Here is a 20,461-nt window from a genome sequence, read left to right on the forward strand (position 1 = left end):
ACAGTATTCAATATATATTAAATACTGTCTGTTTATTGTTATTTTTATAATATTATAATCTATATAAATTTAAATTCTTCAACATCAAACAAACCTAAATCAGTAAGTCTTATTTGTGGAACAACAGGAAGTGCCATAAAAGAAAGCGTAATAAAAGGGTCTACATACTTTGGCACTCCCATATTTCTTGCTATCTCCAACATATTGTCAGTCGTTTCCTGTACTTCTTCAGCTTGAAGAGTACTAATTAATCCAGCGACTTGAAGATTCAGGTGCGCAATAACTTTTCCATTTGATACAATTACATAACCACCTTGAATTTCTTTCAAATAATTTATTGCAATTATTATGTCATCATCATTATCTCCTGCAACTATTATATTATGAGAATCATGAGCCACAGTAGTGGCTATTGCTCCATTTTTTATTCCAAAGCCTTTTAGTGGTGCAATTGATATATTCCCAGTCATTCTATGTCTCTCAACAACACAAAGCTTTGAATACTCTTTATTTGGAATAAAATATCCATCTACATTTGGTATGGATTCATACAATTTATTTGTTAAAATTTGATAAGGTACAATTTCCATCACATAATTTTTTTCATTTGATTTTAACTGTATTTTCTCTTTACTAATCTCTTTAAATTTAACTGTATTGAGTAACTCCTTGTCTTTAATTTCATAATTGTAATTAGAGAACATTTCTTTAGTTACCAATTTACCATCTTTATAGACACTCTCCACTTCCATTTCATTTAAACTATTCAACACAACAATATCAGCTTTATAACCAGCTCCTATTGCTCCAATCTTTTTTAACCCATATACTTTTGCCGAATTATATGTTGCAATCTTTATGGCTTTGATAGGTTCCATACCTAAATCAATTGCACATTTTATATTCCATCTTATATGACCTTGTTTTTCTATATCATCTAAATGCTTATCATCTGTACAAAACATAAATTCTTCAATTGGTAAGTTATGATTTAACAATCCCTTTACTATAGATTTCAAGTTCTTCGCTGCACTACCTTCCCTTATTAAAATCTTTAGACCTGCTCTCAATTTTTCATATACCTCATCAAAAGTTATACATTCGTGGTCATTTTCTATTCCTGCACACACATATGTCTGAAGTGATTTCCCACTTATATTTGGAGCATGCCCATCTACAATCTTACTTTTAAAAAGTTCTAATTTATCTAAGATTTCTTTTTCAGAATCTATAACATCATTAAAGCACATTACCTCTCCTAATCCTAAAATCCTAGGATTATGTATGTACTTCTCCATGTCTTTTGCGCAAAATTTACCGATTCCATTAGTTTCAAATCTTGTCGCAGGTACAGATGAAGGCATCATAATATATACATTAAGTGGTATATCTTTTGTCGATTCTAATAAAAAATCTATTGCATTTGCTCCTTTTACATTAACCAATTCATGTGGGTCAGCGATGATAGTTGTCGTACCTGATTTCAATAATTTTTTTGATAATTCAATTGGCATTACCATTGTAGATTCAATATGCATATGTGCATCAATAAAGCCAGGTGATATATATTTACCACTACAATCAATTTCTACATTACCATTGTAATCCCCAATACCAACAATAGTATCTTCCACTATTGCTACATCTCCTACTATCAATTCTTCTGTAAATACATTTATGATTGTTCCATTTTTAAGTACAATGTCAGCTTTATCTCTTCCACTTGCTACATCACACTTTTTCTTTAAAGTACTCATTTTTACAACTCCTCTTAAGTTTTTTATATCAATATACTTGTTGTATTACATATTATAGTTTAATTTATTAATATATATTATATATGAGTTTTAATAAAAAGTATTACTTGAAATTTGTTCCAATATTCATTTAATTAAACAGAGAGAACATGAGAAATAATATTATCCCTCATGTTCTCATTAATAGCTCAGTCATATTAAATTTTCACTTTACACTTGCTTATTATTAATCTTGAAATATAAATTTATAAACTTGTATTATTCATTCTTAGTTATCTTATATAATCATCTTTATCCTAAAAATACATAAACTATCATACCTACAAGTATTGCTGGTATAGTGGTAATAATCATTGCCCATAAAGACGATTTTTTATCCATTGCTAGAAGTGGAAAAAGTGCATCTCCATCTTGGGAGATAGAGTTGGCTATAACTGCACCAAGTGGTATAGTTCCCTTCAAATAGAATGACATAAGCACAATTTGTATACCACACCCTGGAATAAGTCCAAGACCTGCGCCTATAAATACACTTATTACGCCAGTTGATAATACTAGTTTGACTAAGTATTCATCTCCACCTAAAATTAATATTATCAAATCATAAATAAGATATGCAATAAAAATCCATGTAATTACAAATGATATTTCACCAACAGAGTGTATAAGCATTTCTCTTAGAGAAATCTTTTTATTTTCCTCTTCTTTTTGGTTGGAATTTTTAAATACTTTTTTAAAACACCACATATAAATTATTGAAAATAATATTCCAATAACTGCAATTGCTTCTTCTAAGGAATGTAGCTTCTCAATTATAGGTAGATTAAGCCCAGAGTGAGCAAGCAACATAAATATAAAACCTATTAATACAATTCCTATATAAATTTTATATCCTTTCCCATGTGTTATTATAAATGCAAGTCTATTAGTGTTGCCATGAGATTTAGCAAGATTGTCCAATATTATTTCATCATGATTATGTGCTTCTTTAGAGTTGGTTTTATTTATACTGTGTTTATCCAATTCTCTTCGCTTTTTTAATCCTAATTTTTCTTCAAGTTTAAAACAATCTACTAACTGCCCAGTTATTATTCCTGTAATAGTACTAACTATTGTAACAAAAAAATACATCTTAATATTCGCTGAGATAAGTACAAATGCAGCATCTCCCATACTAGCTATTAAACTTGCGATTATTGCACCAAAGCTCAACTTCCCATTTATGTATAATGGCATTATTGCTAAACTTCCCCCACAACCTGGTATAGCTCCAATTAAAGCCCCTATCAAAGGTTGAAGTTTTCTGTTTTTTGATATTATATTAGTAAAATTCCCACTAGTTTTATAATTAATATATCCAAATAACAAAATAAAAAATCCAATCATAGAACCTACATGTAAAAATGCTTCTTCAGAAGCAGATATTAGCATTTCCATTAATTTACCTCCTTACCTAATTTCACAATAATTATATTATATTTTATTTGTTATTGATAATCAATATCAATTTATCTTTTATATTCTTAATATTAAAAAGTGCGCATCTTATATTATTAATTTCTCATACATTAAGATACACACTTTTTGATATTAGGCTATCTATTTATCACATGTAGTGTGAAATCACATATGATAAATAGATAAGTTCTATGTTATAACAATGTCCACATGCTGTATTATCTACTGAACTTATAAATTTTCAATGAATGTTACAACTTCTTCTATTATCCAATTAGGTGTAGATGCTCCCGCTGTAATGCCTAATGTTTTATATCTTTTAAGCATATCTACATCCAATTCATCTTTAGTTTCTATTGCAAAAGTTGGAACTAAATCTTCACAAACTTTTACTAATTTTTGAGTATTAGAGCTATGTTTGCCCCCTATAACTACCATACAATCAACTTCTCTAGCCAACTCTTTAGCTGATTCTTGTCTTGTCTTTGTAGCTGAACAAATAGTATCATTAAACACAATTTTTTCCAGTTTATCTGATAGTTTAGCAACTATACTTGAATATAAATCTGGATTTATTGTAGTCTGTGCCACAAGACAATATTTTTTTGAATTATCCAAGTCCATATTTTCCATCTGTTCTACAGTCTTTATTATTATTGCTGAATTTTCACACCATCCATTTATGCCTATTACTTCGGGATGTTTCATATCTCCAATAACTATTATTTCATAGCCTTTATTATGATACTCGCTTACTACTGTATGTATTTTCTTTACAAATGGACATGTAGTATCTACTATTTTTAGTTTTTTATCTTTTGCCTCTTTATATATTTTCTCAGGAACTCCATGAGACCTGATTATCATATTTTCATAATTTGGTATTATATCAATTTCATCTACAGTTTTAAGACCTTTTTCTTCATATTTTGCTACTGCTTGTTTATTATGAATAAGAGGTCCTAGAGCATATATACCAGAATTATTTTTTTCTACTTCATCCCATGCCATTTTCATTGCTCTTTTAACTCCAAAACAAAAGCCAGCATGTCTTGCTATTTTTACATTCACAGGTTTTCCCCCCTTATTTTGAATATTTAAAGTAATTTTGTTTTATTACTTCTAAAATCTCTTGTGATATTCTTTCATGGTCATCATTACTCAATTTTTCTTTAAAATGTTCTTCAAACGATATCGGTTCTCCAATATATACAATTACTTTACTAAATAGTTTATATTTAGATATTATCGATACTGGAACAACTTTAGACTTACTCTTTATTGTAAATACAGAAAGACCTGCCTTAGCTTTACCAAAAGAATCCCCTTTAATTCTAGTCCCTTCTGGGAATATACCTAATATATAACCATCTCTAATAGACCTCAAAATAGTTTTTATTGTAGATACATCTGGCTTCTCTCTATTTATCGGCATAACATGCAATTTTTTTAATAAAAATCCTAATGGCTTAATTTTAAATAATTCTTTTTTTGCAATTGCAGCTATTTCTCTATTTTCTATAGCAGCAGCCAAAAATACAGGGTCAAGATTAGACTTATGATTTGAGGCTACTACTATATTTCCTCTATCTGGAATATTCTCAGCACCTATAACCTCATACTTAAAAAACAGTTTAGAAAAACCTTTAAAAATAGTTATTGCAAATCTATAAAAATTCACGTTTATCTCCCTTCAATACTACATTATATTTTATTATGATACATCAAACTAAAGATTTATTTTAGAGACAACTTCAGCTACAACCTCTTCTATGGTTTTCCCTGTAGTATCTATTTCTAGTGCATCATTAGCTTTTACTAATGGAGCAAATTCTCTGTTTGAATCAATATCATCTCGTTTTATTATATCTTCAATTACTTCCTTTAAAGTAGTATTATATCCCTTATCACAAAGTTCTTTATAACGCCTACTTCCTCTTTCTTCTGGAGTAGCTACTAAAAAGAATTTATAATCTGCATTTGGGAAAACATATGAACCTATATCTCTACCATCTAATATTACTGAACTTTTTGTTCCTATTCTGCGTTGAACTTCAACCATTAACTGTCTTACTTCTTTTACCTTGGCTACAGCAGAAACATTATTACTTACTTCTATTGTTCTTATTTCTTCATTTATAATTTCTTTGTCCAAGTAAATATTATTATTCTTAAAATCTATATCCGAATTTTTAGCTATCTCAATAACTTCTTTCTCATTATTGACATCAATATTACTTTTTAAACACTTATAAGTAACTGCTCTATACATAGCACCTGTATCTATATAATTTATATCTAGCTTTTTTGCTACTATTTTAGCTATTGTACTTTTTCCAGCTCCTGCTGGACCATCTACAGCTATAACTAAATTACCCATATATACACCTCTATTTATTCATATTTAATTGTTAGTTAAAAACTACACTTATACACTAATACCCGAAAGATATCCAGTTGAAAAAGCTATTTGTAAATTGTATCCTCCAGTTTCTGCATCTATATCAATTACTTCACCTGTAAAAAACAAATTCTTAATTAATTTAGACTCCATAGTGGAAGAGTTAATTTCTTTAACTGATATTCCACCAGAAGTAACCATACCAGTGTTTATACCTGTAGTTCCATTACAAGTCAGCTTCATATTTTTTATATACTCAATGATTTTAATTTCATCCACTTTAGATAAATCACTTGCTTTTTTATCATTTAAAGATAATAGCGTAAGAATTTCTTTTAAGAAATTTTGAGGTAGTATTTGTTTAAGATTATTTATGATATTTTTGTTTGGAAATTCTCTGATTATACTAGAGATTTCATCAGCATTTAAACTTGGTAAGAAATCTATATTTAATTCTACCTTTTCTTTATCAATAGTCTTATTAATATAAGATGACATTATAAGCACACAGGGTCCTGTTATTCCAAAATGTGCAAATAACATGTCTCCTGTCTTTGATATTTTCTTTTTCTTAATCTTACAAGATATTTCCACATTCTTCATAGATATTCCTTGTAAATCTTTAATCCATTTTTCTTCTATTGTAAGTGGAACTAAGGCTGGATATAGACTATTTAATGTATGCCCATGATTTTGAAGAATCTTATACATTGAACCATCTGAACCAGTTTTTGAATAACTCACTCCTCCAGTTGATATAATGACCTTATCTCCCAATATCTTATCTCCATTATCTAAAATGACTCCTCTTATTAGACACTTTGATTTGTCTTTATTAGAATCATTTTCTGAAGTTATGTCTTCAGTTATGATGTCTATAACTTTTTTATTGTACATTATCTTAACATTGTGGTTGATTAAATCTTTATTTAGTACTTCTATCACTTCTATGGATTTATCATTTTTAGTATATACTTTGTTATCATTTTCTTCTTCTATTTTATATTCTAAATTTCTACTTTCAAAATACGAAATGAGGTCTTTATTTGTAAATGAGTAGAAACTGCTATAGAGAAATTTCTTATTATTAACAACTTTATCAAAAAAATCTTCTATCTCTCTATTGTTGGTAAAGTTACATCTACCTCCACCAGTAGCTCTTAGTTTTCTTCCTAATTCTCCATTTCTCTCAATTAGTATCACTTCATTATTATTTTTCGAAGCTGATAGAGCTGCCATCATTCCAGAAGCACCCCCACCAACTACTATAACTTTACTCATAAACTTCTCCTTATAATTGATTCTTACTCTAATGCAGAATTATTTATCTTTACATGATTTTTTATATGGCTTGTATCATTCATTTTTATTATAACAGGGCCATAATCTTTAAATTCTACTATATTTAAAGCAGTATTATCCTGCTTAATTCTATATATATTTTCCATACCTGATTCTAAAAATGATAATAACATAACTCTTAATGTGATTGAATGAGTGACAAGAATTATATTTTTATTATCATATTTTTCATTTAATTCTTTTATAAAAGCATCTACTCTATCTTTTATGAGTTTAAGAGTTTCTCCTTCTGGTATGTTTACTAAGTGTGGTTCATTTCTCCATGTTGAATATATATCTGAATAATATTTTTGAATCTCTTTTATTAAAAGTCCTTCCCAAACTCCAAAACCCATTTCTCTAAGTGCTTCTGTTTTTTGAACTTCAAGGTTAAGTTTATCCCCTAAAATTTGAGCTGTTTGCATTGCTCTTCCTAAGTCACTACTAAAAATATAATCAATCGAATATTTTCCAATATCTTCAGAAAGTTCTTTTGCTTGTTCTATCCCTTGAGGAGTAAGGTCCGAATTACCATGTCCTTGTGTTTTCCCTAAAAGATTCCAATCTGTTTGTCCATGTCTTACTATATAAAAAGTATTTCCCATATGCCCTCCTAATATATGCCCATTTTTATTAAATATAAATTAGTACTTCTCAAAACTTAATTATATCATATAATACTTTACTTTGTTCTATTTTATAATTTAATCTAGTATATTATCTTCAATAAATCTCTTTTATATTTACACAAGTTATTGTTCTATAACAGAGCTTTTATAAATTTATAAAAAATAATTTTCACATATTACTTATAGAATTCTTCAAATCTGTATTTCTGGATTGGATTAAAATATTTATCTATATCTACTTTTGATAAAAACATATCCAAAGGTCTTGCAAATATACCTGTATCATCGTATAAAGTCTTATATAGAACTAAATCATTTTTGTCTTTTTCTTCCTTATGATAAAACTTTCCATCTAAATCTATATATACACAGATATCATCTTCTCTTTCAGTGTGCCTAATAACTATCTTATATTTATTTTCGTTTTTATTTAAATCTTCTTTGCTGTATAATTTACAAATATTTTCTATATCATCATTGTTGGTAGCCTTACTAAGCCCCATTGTAGCATAGTATTTTCCTTTAAAATGTTTATAGATACAAGGATATTTTAATTTTCTTCTATTCATATCTACATCATCTTTTGATTCAACTATTTTATTATAATCTCTCATATCTTTTTCCTTTCTCTTAAAAAGAACTTTATATTTAAATAAGTTACTTGTTTTATATTTTATCATAACTTGAAATTTATTAATAATATAATAAATAAAGAGGCTGTATAAAATACAGCCTCTCAAAATTAATCTTCATAATCATATAATTTCTCTAATTTCTTTTTTAACTTCTTTTTTCTTTCTGAACCCAAAATTCTTATAAAATTATTATTTACAAAAATACAATTATTGCTAAGATAAAACTCGCACTTATCTAAATTTACAATATAACTATTACTACATTTGAAAAAATTTTCTTCTTTCATTAATTTTCTTATACTAGGAGCATTTTCTCCAACTTCGTAATTACCATTTTCGGTATAAATCTTTGATTCATATTCTTGTTTCTCTATGTACAAAATCTCTTTGATATTAATTGAAAAACGTTTATCTTCGTATTCAATATTAATAAAATTTTCATCTTTCATTTACATCCCTCCAAGTACTTTCTTAATTTAATTTTAGTGTTTTTTATCAATATAATCTATCGGAAATATATGTAAGATTGACTCATTTAAAAGATTTAAAGTCTTGCTTTTTAGGTTATGGTATATGTTTACTTTTTAACATTATTTTTTAAAGTTAAAAGCACCTTTTTAAATTATATTTCTACTTATACTTATATCTGTCTTTAATAAAATAACCTTTCTATAAGTCCATGTAAAATTATACATAAAAAAGTAATTATTAACTTTTTCTCTAAATGAATTTTATTAGAATTTATATTTGAATTGGTAGCTTAATTTGTTTATACAATATATCTATTTATAATTGAATTTTTAGTTGAAATGGATTATGTTAGAAGATAGCATTTGGATATATTTGCTATCTCCTTTTTATGTAAATAATTTATATTATTTTTTTCACTTTAATTTTAAGTATTATACGTATTAATACAAATATTGAAATATTAGATAGTATTAATAAGAAAACTATTGCTAAAAAAGCAATTCTTTTCTCTGGAGAAATTTTCACAAGATTGATAATATAATCATAGAGTATAAAAAATGACAATAAATTTGCTATAATAGGAACACATATGTATATCTCTTTTTTACTAATTTTAAAATTTTTACTAGAAATTTTATAAACATAAAGCAATGTAACTAAGATTAATTTCCCTAAGAATATAGCTTCATACCTATATAAATTTCCACTAAGTAAAATATTCATATTATCCAAATTATTTATGGAGACTACTAATAACATACTTAATGCATTTATACCTATCAATACCAACCAATAAAAAAAAGAAATTACTAGACATTTATATATATTGACTTTGTAATTAAGCTTATAAAAAATAACAGTTATAAGTATGCATATCCAAATTCTATTATCCGCCCCAATATTTATATAGAAAGAAGAAATAATAATAAAAACAGAAATTAAGAAATATATATTTAGTTTTTTAAAATTAACTTTTGCTTTACTTGTATAATCAAAAATTTTTTTACATGCCCATATTTCTACAATGGAAGAGACAAGTGTTATAAATGTATCTAACATAATAATATCCTCAGTAATAATTAAATTATATTTTTTTTATAAAATAATATAATAAAAAATACATACTAATTATAGCACAAAGATACAATTAGATTTGGTATAATTACTTGATTTTTTTAATAAATTTTTAAAATAAGTTGTGACATATTAATAATCTAATTAATAACAATAAATTTAAAATATATAAAAAGTATTTCTTACATTTACCTCATATATAAATAAGAAAAACAAATTTATCTTTTAAACAATTAAAAATAATAAAGTAGATTTTAATATGATTGAATAAAAATAATAACTTAGACTTAGGAATATTGATATGTTATAAAATCATTTTAAATGTTAAAAAATCGATATTTACTAGGATAAGTGGTATCATTTAATTTGATACTCCCTATTCCAATTGTTTTAGGTACTCTACTAAATTAGGACCTATTTAATATTACTTTATGAATAGTGAGTAACTGATTAAATAATACCATTTATGGATTTTTTCAGCCATCTATTAAAAACTTATAATTTTAACTTATATAATTACTCCTCTTCTAAGTTTTTAAAATGACTTTCAAATAAATCTAATGCATCTTTATCAATAACTTCATCATCATGTAATGCTGAAATCAAGCTCTGTAAAGAATTATCGTGTATATTACTCAAAAAATCTTTTGTCTCAACGCTTAAATACTCTTTATGACCAACAACTATTGTGTAATGAGTATATCTATCTATTTTTTCTGCATTTAAAAAATGTTTTTTAACAAGTCTTGATAAAAGTGTTAATGTAGTTGTTTGTTTCCATCCATATTTTTGCTCCATAGCTTCAATAGTTTCTTTTGATGTTACTGTATCATTTTTTTCCCAAATAAACTTCATAACTTTTAATTCTGCTTGTGGTATTTTTGAAATTGTCATAGCCTAACGCCCCTCTCATACTTTTATTAAATTAATACTATCGCAATATAGTTTTTAAGTCAAAGATTTTGTCGATAATAATATTTTCCAATTTTTACCATAACCTATTTCTTGATATAATTCTATAATAAACTACATAAGAATCGTTTATTCTACATCATGAAATTAAATCATGTGGATTATAGTAAAACATATTTTATATCACAAATGTAATATCCTAGAAGGAAGGTTTTCATGAACAAAATTTAAGCTCTAGTTTATATATTATAATTATTTACCCTCTATAAATAAATTCATAGATTTTAGAATTATCTCAGACATCTCTTTGGGTGTCTGGGCAAATCCGTTTTTTAGCCATTCAGATAGTATATTCCAAAATCCTCCAGAAACAAAGAGTATAGCATATGTAACTTCTTCTTGAATATTAAACTTATTATCATCTCCTTTATAGATTTTATAGATAATAGGAAGAAACTCGTTATACTTTTCTAATAAAAAAAACATTAGATGATTTTTATTTAGCATAGTTAAAAATTCAACATGTTTTTGCCAAAATGAAAAATATAGTTCTGTCACATTACTTAATGACAAATCACTCTCATTCTTAAAACATTCAATATATTCCTGACATAAATTTTGGCAATATGTTTCAAGTATTTCTCTCTTACTGTTAAAATTTCTATAAAATGTTCTTCGTGATAGTAAGGCATTCTCTGCAATTTCTGTTACAGTTATACTGCTATAATCTTTTTTTGACATCAAAGATAATAAAGATTCAATTAGACATATTCTCGACTGTTCTGCGATAGATTTTTTTTTATCAACTTGCATTATTAAATTCCTCCATATCGTTTTTTAAAAATATAATGAAACACTTACTTCAAATATATTGAAGTCTATATTTTTATAATTTCTATCATTATACAACAGCCAAACAAATGCCACAAGGAAGTTATCAAAGCACAACTTTTAGGTTAATAAGAACAAAAGAATTCATAAAAATGAATTCTTTTATATATAATCTTAATTAGTTTTTTATATAATACTAAAGCATATCTTATCTACTCATCAAAATTTAAAGTTTATTTTACATCATTCTTAGTAAATAAACCAGTAAATTTATACATCCAAAATGCATTCATAAATAACAATAAACTTGTTGAAAAAAATACTGTCCTAATACCTAAATGTGCTGATATTTGTCCCCCTAAAAAAGCTCCTGATGAACAACCTATATACTGAGCAGATGCATTATATCCAAATATTTTCCCCACATATTCTTCTGGTGCAATTTTTTTTAATAAACTATTTACAGAAGGATTAAGCCCTGCTACTGATAATCCTAATAAAAACCTCAATAACATCAATTGCCATGCAGTTCTTACAAAGGCTTGTGGTATAAATATAACTCCTGCCCATAAAAGTGAAATCAGTAATACCTTTTGAGGCCCTATTTTGTCTGATATTTTTCCAAGCCTTTGAGCCGCTAATAAGTTTGCCAATCCTGATGCAGAAAATGTTAATCCTGCTATTAAAGCTACATTTGATGCAAAATTTGTAAGCTGTGATATATATATTGTTACAATCGGTTCTATAGAATACAATGCTAGCTGAGTAATAAATGTAGTTACAAAAATTGATGCAACTAAAAATTTATTTGGCAATGGATTTAATGGTTCTTTAATTATAGAAATTGACTTTGTTGTTTCTTTAGGTTTAAAATTATCTACTACAAATAGAATAGATATGATAAATGATACAAATAATAATCCTCCAGTTATAATAAAAACACTTTTAAGCCCTAAAATTGATTCTATATATCCTCCTACTGTCGGTCCAATTAAGGAACCAGTAGTTGATGCTGTTGCAAGAGTACCTAAAGCCCAACCAGAGTGATTTTTATCTGTCTGAGTTGCAATCAGTGTAGTACATGCAGTAGCATAACCCGTAAAAACACCTTGGAGAATCCTTAATCCTAATAGCTGATAAACATTTTGTACAAATGCCATAGTAAATATCACTATTCCCATACCAATACTTGCACGTAGAAGCATTGATTTTCTTCCATATTTATCAGCAGCTTTACCTCAAATTGGTGAAAAAAATGCTGCTACTACAAAAGTACATCCAAAAATTATACCTGAATACTGTTGTATTAAACCAACATCAGTTACACCTAACTGTTTAATATATAGTGGAAGTATAGGTGCTATTTGGCTCATACCTATAGAACTAAAGAACATCCCTATCCAACATACAAATAAATTTCTTTTCCACAATTCCATATAGAACTACACCCCCTATATTTTGATTTTTTGGCAACACTATAATTTTATTACCTTATATTATTAATTATAAAGTTAAAAAAAACCAATTTCCATGGATAACTATAAAAAATAAAATTTTTTTATTTTCATTTATGTCTATTTCAAAAAATAAATTTCAAATTTTAAAAAATTTACTTACGACAAAATTTTTCTTCATGTATAATCCTAATATAAATAAATTACACTTGGAGGTAAATGAATATGCCACAAAATAGAAAAGAAAGTTTAATATTTACAGTACTTATGTGTGCCTTTATGGTATTTTTTATGAGCGTTTACAATATTTCTATACATGATAAATTCTCATTAGATACGTTTAAAAGTGCTTGGTTGGATTTTCCAACTACATATGTTATAGCTATGATTTTTGACTGGTTTATTGTTTCTAATATCGCAAAAAAAATAGCATTTCGTATTATAAATCCAGATGCTAAACAAATTATAAAAGCTATTGTTATATCGAGTTGTATGGTTTGTGGAATGGTCATCTGTATGTCTTTATTTGGAGCTATTAAATCAATTGGGGGTCCTAATACACTTATCACTATATGGATTATAAATATAGCCAACAATTTTATTGTTGCATTACCACTACAACTGTTAATTGCAGGGCCATTAGTTAGATTTATTTTTAGAACATTATTTCCAGAAGGTACAATTGTTGAAGTAGTAAATTCTTAAAATAAATAAAGGTATAAAGAGTTATTATACTCTCTATACCTTTTATCACTCTAAATTAAAATTATATTTGTAGCCATCACTATACCTAAAAATTTATATCTATTCTAGATTAAATATTTAAAACATAGTTTATTCAATATATCCGTCTTTTCTCTTATAATATTGTTTTGGAATCTCATAACTAGAAAATAATAGTGGAGATAATGAATATGAGTAACTTCCAGCATTACTAATAGAAATCAAATCTCCTATATTTGCTTTTTTCAATTTAACATTATTCGCTATTACATCTAATGAAGTACAAAGATTTCCAACAACATTTACATACTCTTCTTCTTTTATATTATTTAATACTGAAACAGAGAATGCATTATTTGATGTATATAGTGGTTCTTGACCTTCTAATTCTACCCCATAAGTAACCTTTTCAACTAGATTAGAAATAATTGGTCTCATGAATCCATTAAGTCCATTTTTTACAATAAGGTATTTTTTCCCTCTTGATACTTTGATATCTACAATCTTAACATAATAATTACCTGCTTTACAAACTATGAAGCGTCCTGATTCAATAAGAAGTCTTGCCTTCAATGTATTTGAATTAGTTAAGACAATCTTTTTAGTTAACCTTGAAAGTTCTTTAAGATTAACAGGATTCTCTCTAAGATTATCATACACTACTCCAAGCCCACTGCCAAAATTTATAAATTCGATATTAATATATTTACTTTTATTTAGGTTTAAAGCTATAAGAAAACATTTTTCATAATAACAACCCAACTTTTCAAAATCCAATACTTGAGATTTAATATGTATGTGAATTCCAACTACAGATATATAATCACAAATGCTTAGCATTTTAAAGACACTGTCAATATCTTCTATATCAATACCAAATTTACTTGATATAGCATTATCATCATCCATGGTGAAATTAGGATTTATTCTGATTCCTATTTTAGTTTTCTTATCGATTTTCTTTGAGATTTTATTTATAAGTTCTATTTCTGTGATACTATCTGCAATAATTATACATTTATCTAAAGCTATTTCTATGTCAGATTCTGTTTTACCTGGTGATGAATAATATATATCATCTTTGGCAACTCCACATTTTGATGAAAGTATAACCTCATTAATTGATGCAGCATCTGCCCCAAAACCTTGTGCTACAATACTTTTTACAATTTCATTATATGGATTTGTTTTTATAGAATATAAAAAATCAAAACCTAAAATATTATTTTTTAGTTCTTTACACTTTTCGATTATACTAGTCTCATCATATATGTAACAAGGTGCATGTTCTTCTATAAATTGAATTTCTTCATTTAAGCACATATTTTACCTCCAAGCCTATAAATGTATTTATAAATTAGATAACTCTATTCCTATAATATATTCTACTATATATTATCATAATTAAATACTCTATATATCTAATTAACTATAGTTCTTTATACTGCAAACTTTTTTCTTTAATTAAAAGATGTAGTTTAAAAGCATTATTTTAGTATTCTCTATAAATTTATAGTCATTTTCACTTACTTTTTTTAATAATTTATTTCAAATTTATTACAAACTTAAAAAGGATATTGTTGTTATCATATTATAATAGTATCCTAAAACTATATTAAACTTTAAAATTGTGAGGTTATTTATGAAATTCTTAATGGTTTTTTTAGTATATTTTTTGATGTACATTTTACTTGTGCGTATTGGGAAAAAACTTAATAAAGTATATCCATATAAGAATCATATTTTTATATGGATGATTTTAATTTTATTATCATTCTATATAGTTACAAATATAGCTGTTTTTTTTAAATCACTTATATAATACTATTGATTTTAAGATATTATGATAAAATAAACTTCATTCTATGTAGCTTGTCTTTAAAAGTTTATTATACAAACATTGCTATAGAATTAAAAACTATTTTAAAATACTGTGGAGGTGTCAATATGGAAGTATGTATTCTCATGGGAAGTCCTAAGAAAAAAGGTAATACTGCTGCTATTCTAAAACCTTTTATTGAGGAATTAGAAGATTATAATGCAAATGTTGAAGTAATATGGTTATATGATTGTAAGATAGAACCTTGTACTGCATGTAAGACATGTCAGAAAAAATTTTCTGAATTTGGATGTTATCATGAAGATGATGTTCAGAAAATTTTCAAAAAAATTCTTATGTGTGATTTACTTGTTTTTGCAACTCCAATTTATTCTTGGTACTGCACTTCACCAATGAAATCATTACTTGATAGATTGGTGTATGGAATGAACAAATACTATGGTGATGAAAAAGGACCTGCATTATGGGCAGGAAAATCATTAGCACTTATTACAACATGTGGATATAAACCTGAAAAAGGTGCTGATATCTGGGAAAACGGTATTAAGAGATATTGTAAACATTCTCAATTAAAATATATAGGAATGCTTGTTGAGCGTGACTTAGGTAAACCTAGTTTCATGGATAGAGAAAAAGAAGAACATTCTCGTCAATTCGCAAAACAAATTTATAATATCTTAGATAATTCAACTAAAGTAGACAACTGTTAAGTACATAATGCCACAAGTAAAATATTGATAATTAAGTAAAGCTTATATAATTTAAAAATTATATAAGCTTTATTTTCATATATTTTATTCACCAAGTGTTATATTGTTTATGCCATTATTTTTAACCTCAATAACTGGATGCCCATTTCCTAAAATATAATCTTTAGACCAACCATCAGGTAACTTATTTAACCCATTGCCTATCAACTTCAAGTGTAAATTTGATGGTTCTTTTTTCAAGTTTAATTTAAAGATTCCATCAAAGTTATCTTTGCCATCTTTTCCATACAAACTTATATCTCCACTTATATTCGTAGCTGTTACATCTACAATTCCATCATTTGACCTAAACTTTATTTCAGATGATATAGTTTCAGCTGTTACAGCTGAAATACCATCATTAGTATTTATATTAAATGGATATGTAACACTATTATCGACAATTTTTGCAATTCCATCATTAACATTAACTGTAGCTCCACCTTTAATATTATAAAGTTCTACTGTTCCTCTTTCTACCTCTACATTAAAATTAGAATACTCTTTATCAGGAATCCCAATTTTTATAACATTTACCATTTTATCTTTATTTGCATTTATCATATTATCGCCATTCATATCTTGTAAAGGTCTATCTTGCTTCTCTATTTTTTTCTTAGCACTTACAAACAATTTTCCATCCTTCACATTATTGGAAGAACTCTCTTTATTCACAGAAAAAGTACAATTTTTTTCATTAGTCACACTTACATAGTCAAATTCAAATTTATCAGTATTTGTCTTTTCAACAACTACACCTAAATTATCTATTTCTATAGATACTTCAGAAACTTCATTCCCTTCAATTGAAGTTAGGTGTTTTACAATGTTTGGAGTTATGTTCATATCATTATATTCCACTACATCTAGACATTGTTTGTATGTATTAGCATCAATTCCCCCAACTTTTGTTATGCTTTTAGCTCCTTTTAAAATACCTTTGTTACTTCCATCAGCAACTAAAACGATTGGTTTTTCTTTAGCTAGAGGAGATAGTGTTAGCGCATCTACCAATTGATACCCCTTTGTTATGTAAAAATCTGTTGCTCCATTATAAAACTTCTCTATCACTTTTTTATTAGTTTCAAACCTATCATTGCCACCAATTCTAGTTGCATTAGTTTTCTTTACTAAGTCTTCACTTATTGCAGACTTGCCTCCTATTGCGTACACATTTAAGCCTTCAGTGCCAAATGGAATTGATTTACCATCTGTAAGTATTATGGCTCCTTTGTTTTTTACAGCTACAGGTGCTACACTCATAGCATCAGCCTCTCCTACAAATCCATTTGTCAGCATGACTTCTTTTACCTTACCAACTTCATTTATTTTTTTTGCTACATTGTAACTAGTTTCAATTCTATTATTTCCATTTATTCTTTCAACTTCAATACCTTTTCCTTTTATATCTTTTTCTACTGAATTTTCAATAGTATTGTAGCCACCAATTATATATACTTTTTTTACAGTATTCAAAGTCTTATTGTCTAGTCTAGTCGAAGTAGCTTTTGGTATCTCATTTTTTTTAGTTAAAAGTATAGGTGCATTAATAGCTCCAGCCAATCCACTTGATGAAAGTCCATCAGATAAACTTTTATCTCCATTAACTAATATTACAGTATCATAATTCTGTTTATCTGCTATAAGTCCTGCTGTTTCATATCTGTCATTTCCTATTATTGAATCCTCTTTAAACTGTGCATTTACAGTTAGATTACTAAAAAGAAACATAGTCAAAGCCAAGGTTGATATACTTATTTTTTTACTGAATTTTTTGAATTTTTTATTCATAATCTCTACCATTTCCCCCTATAAATTCTTTAATTTGCTTATAATCTATCCTCTTATTTACAAATTATAACATAATTTTATAATCAAGCGTCTATTTTTATAAAATTATAAGTCAATTTATACCAATTATTTTATCTTATTCATTATAAAATTTATTTGTTATAAAGTAAAAAACAAATTTATATTTAAGACTTTTATACGCTTTTAGAGGTACTGTTGTTTATTTTTTGTGATAAATTGATAGTAAATTTAATTTTTATCATTACTTTCTAACTAATGTTTATACAGTTTTTATCAACATCTTGCCACCATCAAACACGTATTCAACCATTTTATTCTCATATAAATATGTTATATAAGAACGTATTGTACTTCCAACTAATACATATTGATTAGCATCAAGTTTAACACCATACAAATCACACATTTTTTCAATAACTTCATCAATCATAATTGCTTCACAACAGACTTTTTTAATATTATCTATCATTTCTTCCATCTTATTTTTATTAATATCAATTAAATTTTTTATATCTCTAGTTTTAACAGAATGACTTGGAACAAAGAAATCTGCTTCTAAACTTCTCATTTTTTCTAATGTCTTAAATTGTGATTCTATATCCAATAGGAAGAAAAAATGATATTTGGTAATTATATTTTCTGGTGTAAGACTATCTGCAACAAACAAAACATCATCTGGAGTTCTAATACCAATCATTTCAAAATAATGACCTGGAAGAGAAATAGCTTCAAGTTCTGTATCTACAATTTTTCCATTTGAAGGTATAATATAATCAATTTCACTTTCTTTTGCTAATAGAAACTTATTTTTCAGTGCTTTACTTGGATAGCCTCCATATAAAAATGCTGATTCTAGTATTGGATTTTCTGTAAAATATCCTTCCATTTTAGTTGTGGCAATTTTGCATTTTGTTTGATTCTTCAAATATGCATTTCCTCCTATATGGTCTGCATTTGAATGAGTGTTTATTATTAATTTAGGATTTAGATTATGCTCCTCTAACAATCTTAAGACTTGTCTAGCAGTATCTTTGTTATTTCCACTATCAATTAAAGTTGCATCATTACCATCTACATATACACCTACTATTGTAGGGAGTGGAATATAATACGTGTTTCCTTTTATATGTTCTAGAGTTAATTTAGCCATTTTATAACCTCCCCTTAAATTTATTTTTAATTATAGCATTAATTTTCAGAAAATTCCAATCAAATTATTTTTATAATATATTTTTATTTTTTTTATTAAAAATTGGAAAAACTATATAATATATATTATAATCTATATATAAGGAGTGATGTTATTGAAAAAAGATATAATAACTTTTTCAGAAATTTTAATATTAATTGTAGGTTGTATATTAATGGCAATTTCTCTTAACATGTTTTTTAATCCACATGCAATCGCTGCTGGTGGTATAACAGGGCTTGGAGTTATTTTAAATGCACTATTTGGTATAGAACTCTGGATTGTCAATTTAATTTTAAATGTTCCATTATTCATATTTGCTTACAAAATACTTTCAAAGAAAGATTGTTTTAAAACAGTTTTAGGAATAATTTTTCTTACTATAGCACTTAAGCTTACTGCAAATATGGCTACACTAGATATCACAAATGATATGTATCTTGCAATTATATCTGGTTCTATTTTAATGGGAGTTGGTCAAGGTCTTATTTTTAGAATAAATGGCTCTACAGGTGGAACTGATTTGATGGCACTCCTACTAAATAAATATTTTCCTACATTTAGTATACCTGTTTTGATGGGTATTGTTGACTGTGTTGTGGTAGTTCTATCAGGTATAGTAAATAGACAGGTTGAAATTGCACTTTATTCAACTGTAGCTTTATACATTTTAGTAAAAGTCAGTGACTTACTTATTGAAGGATTTAATTATTCAAAATCATTTACTATCATATCTGACCTTTCAAAAGATATAAGCAAAAAAATAATGGAAGATTTAGATAGAGGTGCAACTATCCTAAAGGGCGAAGGCGCTTATACTGGAGAAAATAAGAATGTGCTCTTAGTGGTGGTTGAGAAAAAAGAAGTTGTCGAATTAAAAAAATTAGTAAAAAATGTCGACCCTAATGCATTTATCATAATTACAGATATACATGAAGCTTTGGGTAATGGATTTAAAAAAATAGAATAAATATAAAACAAATGGCAGACATAATTAACATATATAAACAGAGCTTTTTATATGTTAATTATGTCTGCTTTTAAATTTCTTTTTTATTTTATTCTGAACCTCCCATGACTGAAGTCACAGGGTTCCTGCTTCATAGAATTTCGCATACTAAAATATGTCTTACCAATTCTCCACAGGCTATCTCCGTAGTTCCTACGGTTCTTACATACGTTATC

General features: G+C 26.7%; 19 protein-coding genes. 3 read left to right on the plus strand and 16 right to left on the minus strand.

Annotated elements, in window-relative coordinates; translation table 11 throughout:
* Nucleotides 1-59: 59 nt before the first annotated feature.
* The 13 genes from ade to Q3287_RS18695 form a co-directional block, all read right to left on the minus strand.
* The gene (gene ade / locus Q3287_RS18635; RefSeq protein ID WP_407964631.1) at nt 60-1,757 is read right to left on the minus strand and encodes an adenine deaminase; all 1,698 of its coding nucleotides are present in this window, start codon (nt 1,755-1,757) and stop codon (nt 60-62) included.
* A gap of 291 nt (nt 1,758-2,048) precedes the next feature.
* Entirely contained in the window at nt 2,049-3,194 is a 1,146-nt protein-coding gene (locus Q3287_RS18640; RefSeq protein ID WP_054270295.1) for a putative manganese transporter, read from the minus strand.
* 252 nt (nt 3,195-3,446) lie between these two features.
* Nucleotides 3,447-4,286 carry a 4-hydroxy-3-methylbut-2-enyl diphosphate reductase gene (locus tag Q3287_RS18645; protein WP_065388390.1) on the minus strand — a complete coding sequence of 280 codons (840 nt, stop codon included), beginning with the start codon at nt 4,284-4,286 and terminating at the stop codon, nt 3,447-3,449.
* A 13-nt stretch (nt 4,287-4,299) separates the two neighbouring features.
* Nucleotides 4,300-4,896 carry a 1-acyl-sn-glycerol-3-phosphate acyltransferase gene (locus Q3287_RS18650; protein WP_054270294.1) on the minus strand — a complete coding sequence of 199 codons (597 nt, stop codon included), beginning with the start codon at nt 4,894-4,896 and terminating at the stop codon, nt 4,300-4,302.
* Nucleotides 4,897-4,944: 48 nt separating this feature from the next.
* Nucleotides 4,945-5,595 carry a (d)CMP kinase gene (gene cmk / locus Q3287_RS18655; RefSeq protein WP_407964632.1) on the minus strand — a complete coding sequence of 217 codons (651 nt, stop codon included), beginning with the start codon at nt 5,593-5,595 and terminating at the stop codon, nt 4,945-4,947.
* A gap of 48 nt (nt 5,596-5,643) precedes the next feature.
* Entirely contained in the window at nt 5,644-6,897 is a 1,254-nt protein-coding gene (locus Q3287_RS18660; RefSeq protein ID WP_054270292.1) for an NAD(P)/FAD-dependent oxidoreductase, read from the minus strand.
* A 23-nt stretch (nt 6,898-6,920) separates the two neighbouring features.
* A complete protein-coding gene (locus tag Q3287_RS18665; protein ID WP_407964633.1) occupies nt 6,921-7,562 on the minus strand; it encodes a histidine phosphatase family protein in 642 nt (213 codons plus the stop codon).
* Between the two features lie 200 nt (nt 7,563-7,762).
* Complete coding sequence (locus Q3287_RS18670; protein WP_407964634.1) at nt 7,763-8,266, minus strand: DUF1653 domain-containing protein; 504 nt, start codon at nt 8,264-8,266, stop codon at nt 7,763-7,765.
* Nucleotides 8,267-8,328: 62 nt separating this feature from the next.
* A complete protein-coding gene (locus Q3287_RS18675) occupies nt 8,329-8,670 on the minus strand; it encodes a LytTR family DNA-binding domain-containing protein (RefSeq protein WP_054276692.1) in 342 nt (113 codons plus the stop codon).
* 1,612 nt (nt 8,671-10,282) lie between these two features.
* Complete coding sequence (locus tag Q3287_RS18680) at nt 10,283-10,660, minus strand: BlaI/MecI/CopY family transcriptional regulator (protein ID WP_054276690.1); 378 nt, start codon at nt 10,658-10,660, stop codon at nt 10,283-10,285.
* A 270-nt stretch (nt 10,661-10,930) separates the two neighbouring features.
* A complete protein-coding gene (locus Q3287_RS18685; protein WP_054270287.1) occupies nt 10,931-11,491 on the minus strand; it encodes a TetR/AcrR family transcriptional regulator in 561 nt (186 codons plus the stop codon).
* Between the two features lie 251 nt (nt 11,492-11,742).
* Complete coding sequence (locus Q3287_RS18690; protein ID WP_407964635.1) at nt 11,743-12,714, minus strand: MFS transporter; 972 nt, start codon at nt 12,712-12,714, stop codon at nt 11,743-11,745.
* 33 nt (nt 12,715-12,747) lie between these two features.
* Nucleotides 12,748-12,945, minus strand: coding sequence for a hypothetical protein (locus Q3287_RS18695; protein WP_021384623.1), 198 nt, complete (start codon nt 12,943-12,945; stop codon nt 12,748-12,750).
* Nucleotides 12,946-13,188: 243 nt separating this feature from the next.
* Between Q3287_RS18695 and Q3287_RS18700 the strand changes: the two genes are divergently transcribed.
* Complete coding sequence (locus Q3287_RS18700; RefSeq protein WP_054270285.1) at nt 13,189-13,668, plus strand: hypothetical protein; 480 nt, start codon at nt 13,189-13,191, stop codon at nt 13,666-13,668.
* Between the two features lie 129 nt (nt 13,669-13,797).
* Here Q3287_RS18700 and Q3287_RS18705 read toward each other — a convergent pair whose 3' ends face one another.
* A complete protein-coding gene (locus Q3287_RS18705) occupies nt 13,798-15,009 on the minus strand; it encodes a diaminopimelate decarboxylase family protein (RefSeq protein ID WP_407964636.1) in 1,212 nt (403 codons plus the stop codon).
* 624 nt (nt 15,010-15,633) lie between these two features.
* Between Q3287_RS18705 and Q3287_RS18710 the strand changes: the two genes are divergently transcribed.
* On the plus strand, nt 15,634-16,236 hold the full coding sequence (locus Q3287_RS18710; RefSeq protein WP_407964637.1) for a flavodoxin family protein: 603 nt from the start codon (nt 15,634-15,636) through the stop codon (nt 16,234-16,236).
* Nucleotides 16,237-16,320: 84 nt separating this feature from the next.
* Here Q3287_RS18710 and Q3287_RS18715 read toward each other — a convergent pair whose 3' ends face one another.
* A complete protein-coding gene (locus Q3287_RS18715) occupies nt 16,321-18,078 on the minus strand; it encodes a cell wall-binding repeat-containing protein (protein ID WP_407964638.1) in 1,758 nt (585 codons plus the stop codon).
* 268 nt (nt 18,079-18,346) lie between these two features.
* The gene (locus Q3287_RS18720) at nt 18,347-19,237 is read right to left on the minus strand and encodes an MBL fold metallo-hydrolase (RefSeq protein ID WP_407964639.1); all 891 of its coding nucleotides are present in this window, start codon (nt 19,235-19,237) and stop codon (nt 18,347-18,349) included.
* A 148-nt stretch (nt 19,238-19,385) separates the two neighbouring features.
* Here Q3287_RS18720 and Q3287_RS18725 point away from each other — a divergent pair, with 148 nt between their 5' ends.
* Complete coding sequence (locus Q3287_RS18725) at nt 19,386-20,246, plus strand: YitT family protein (protein ID WP_054270281.1); 861 nt, start codon at nt 19,386-19,388, stop codon at nt 20,244-20,246.
* The last annotated feature ends 215 nt before the right edge of the window (nt 20,247-20,461 follow it).

Source organism: Clostridioides sp. GD02404 (genome assembly GCF_045898275.1).
GTDB classification, from domain to species: domain Bacteria; phylum Bacillota; class Clostridia; order Peptostreptococcales; family Peptostreptococcaceae; genus Clostridioides; species Clostridioides difficile_A.

Bases quoted from the DNA above. Each gene is read 5' to 3' on its own strand.
- Q3287_RS18695 (WP_021384623.1), bottom strand. From the start codon at position 12,945: ATGGAATTGTGGAAAAGAAATTTATTTGTATGTTGGATAGGGATGTTC.
- Q3287_RS18690 (WP_407964635.1), bottom strand. From the start codon at position 12,714: ATGCTTCTACGTGCAAGTATTGGTATGGGAATAGTGATATTTACTATG.
- Q3287_RS18675 (WP_054276692.1), bottom strand. From the start codon at position 8,670: ATGAAAGATGAAAATTTTATTAATATTGAATACGAAGATAAACGTTTT.
- Q3287_RS18685 (WP_054270287.1), bottom strand. From the start codon at position 11,491: ATGCAAGTTGATAAAAAAAAATCTATCGCAGAACAGTCGAGAATATGT.
- Q3287_RS18670 (WP_407964634.1), bottom strand. From the start codon at position 8,266: ATGATAAAATATAAAACAAGTAACTTATTTAAATATAAAGTTCTTTTT.
- Q3287_RS18665 (WP_407964633.1), bottom strand. From the start codon at position 7,562: ATGGGAAATACTTTTTATATAGTAAGACATGGACAAACAGATTGGAAT.
- Q3287_RS18700 (WP_054270285.1), top strand. From the start codon at position 13,189: ATGCCACAAAATAGAAAAGAAAGTTTAATATTTACAGTACTTATGTGT.
- Q3287_RS18705 (WP_407964636.1), bottom strand. From the start codon at position 15,009: ATGTGCTTAAATGAAGAAATTCAATTTATAGAAGAACATGCACCTTGT.
- Q3287_RS18660 (WP_054270292.1), bottom strand. From the start codon at position 6,897: ATGAGTAAAGTTATAGTAGTTGGTGGGGGTGCTTCTGGAATGATGGCA.
- Q3287_RS18640 (WP_054270295.1), bottom strand. From the start codon at position 3,194: ATGGAAATGCTAATATCTGCTTCTGAAGAAGCATTTTTACATGTAGGT.
- Q3287_RS18710 (WP_407964637.1), top strand. From the start codon at position 15,634: ATGGAAGTATGTATTCTCATGGGAAGTCCTAAGAAAAAAGGTAATACT.
- ade (WP_407964631.1), bottom strand. From the start codon at position 1,757: ATGAGTACTTTAAAGAAAAAGTGTGATGTAGCAAGTGGAAGAGATAAA.
- Q3287_RS18725 (WP_054270281.1), top strand. From the start codon at position 19,386: ATGTTATTGAAAAAAGATATAATAACTTTTTCAGAAATTTTAATATTA.
- cmk (WP_407964632.1), bottom strand. From the start codon at position 5,595: ATGGGTAATTTAGTTATAGCTGTAGATGGTCCAGCAGGAGCTGGAAAA.
- Q3287_RS18680 (WP_054276690.1), bottom strand. From the start codon at position 10,660: ATGACAATTTCAAAAATACCACAAGCAGAATTAAAAGTTATGAAGTTT.
- Q3287_RS18720 (WP_407964639.1), bottom strand. From the start codon at position 19,237: ATGGCTAAATTAACTCTAGAACATATAAAAGGAAACACGTATTATATT.
- Q3287_RS18715 (WP_407964638.1), bottom strand. From the start codon at position 18,078: ATGGTAGAGATTATGAATAAAAAATTCAAAAAATTCAGTAAAAAAATA.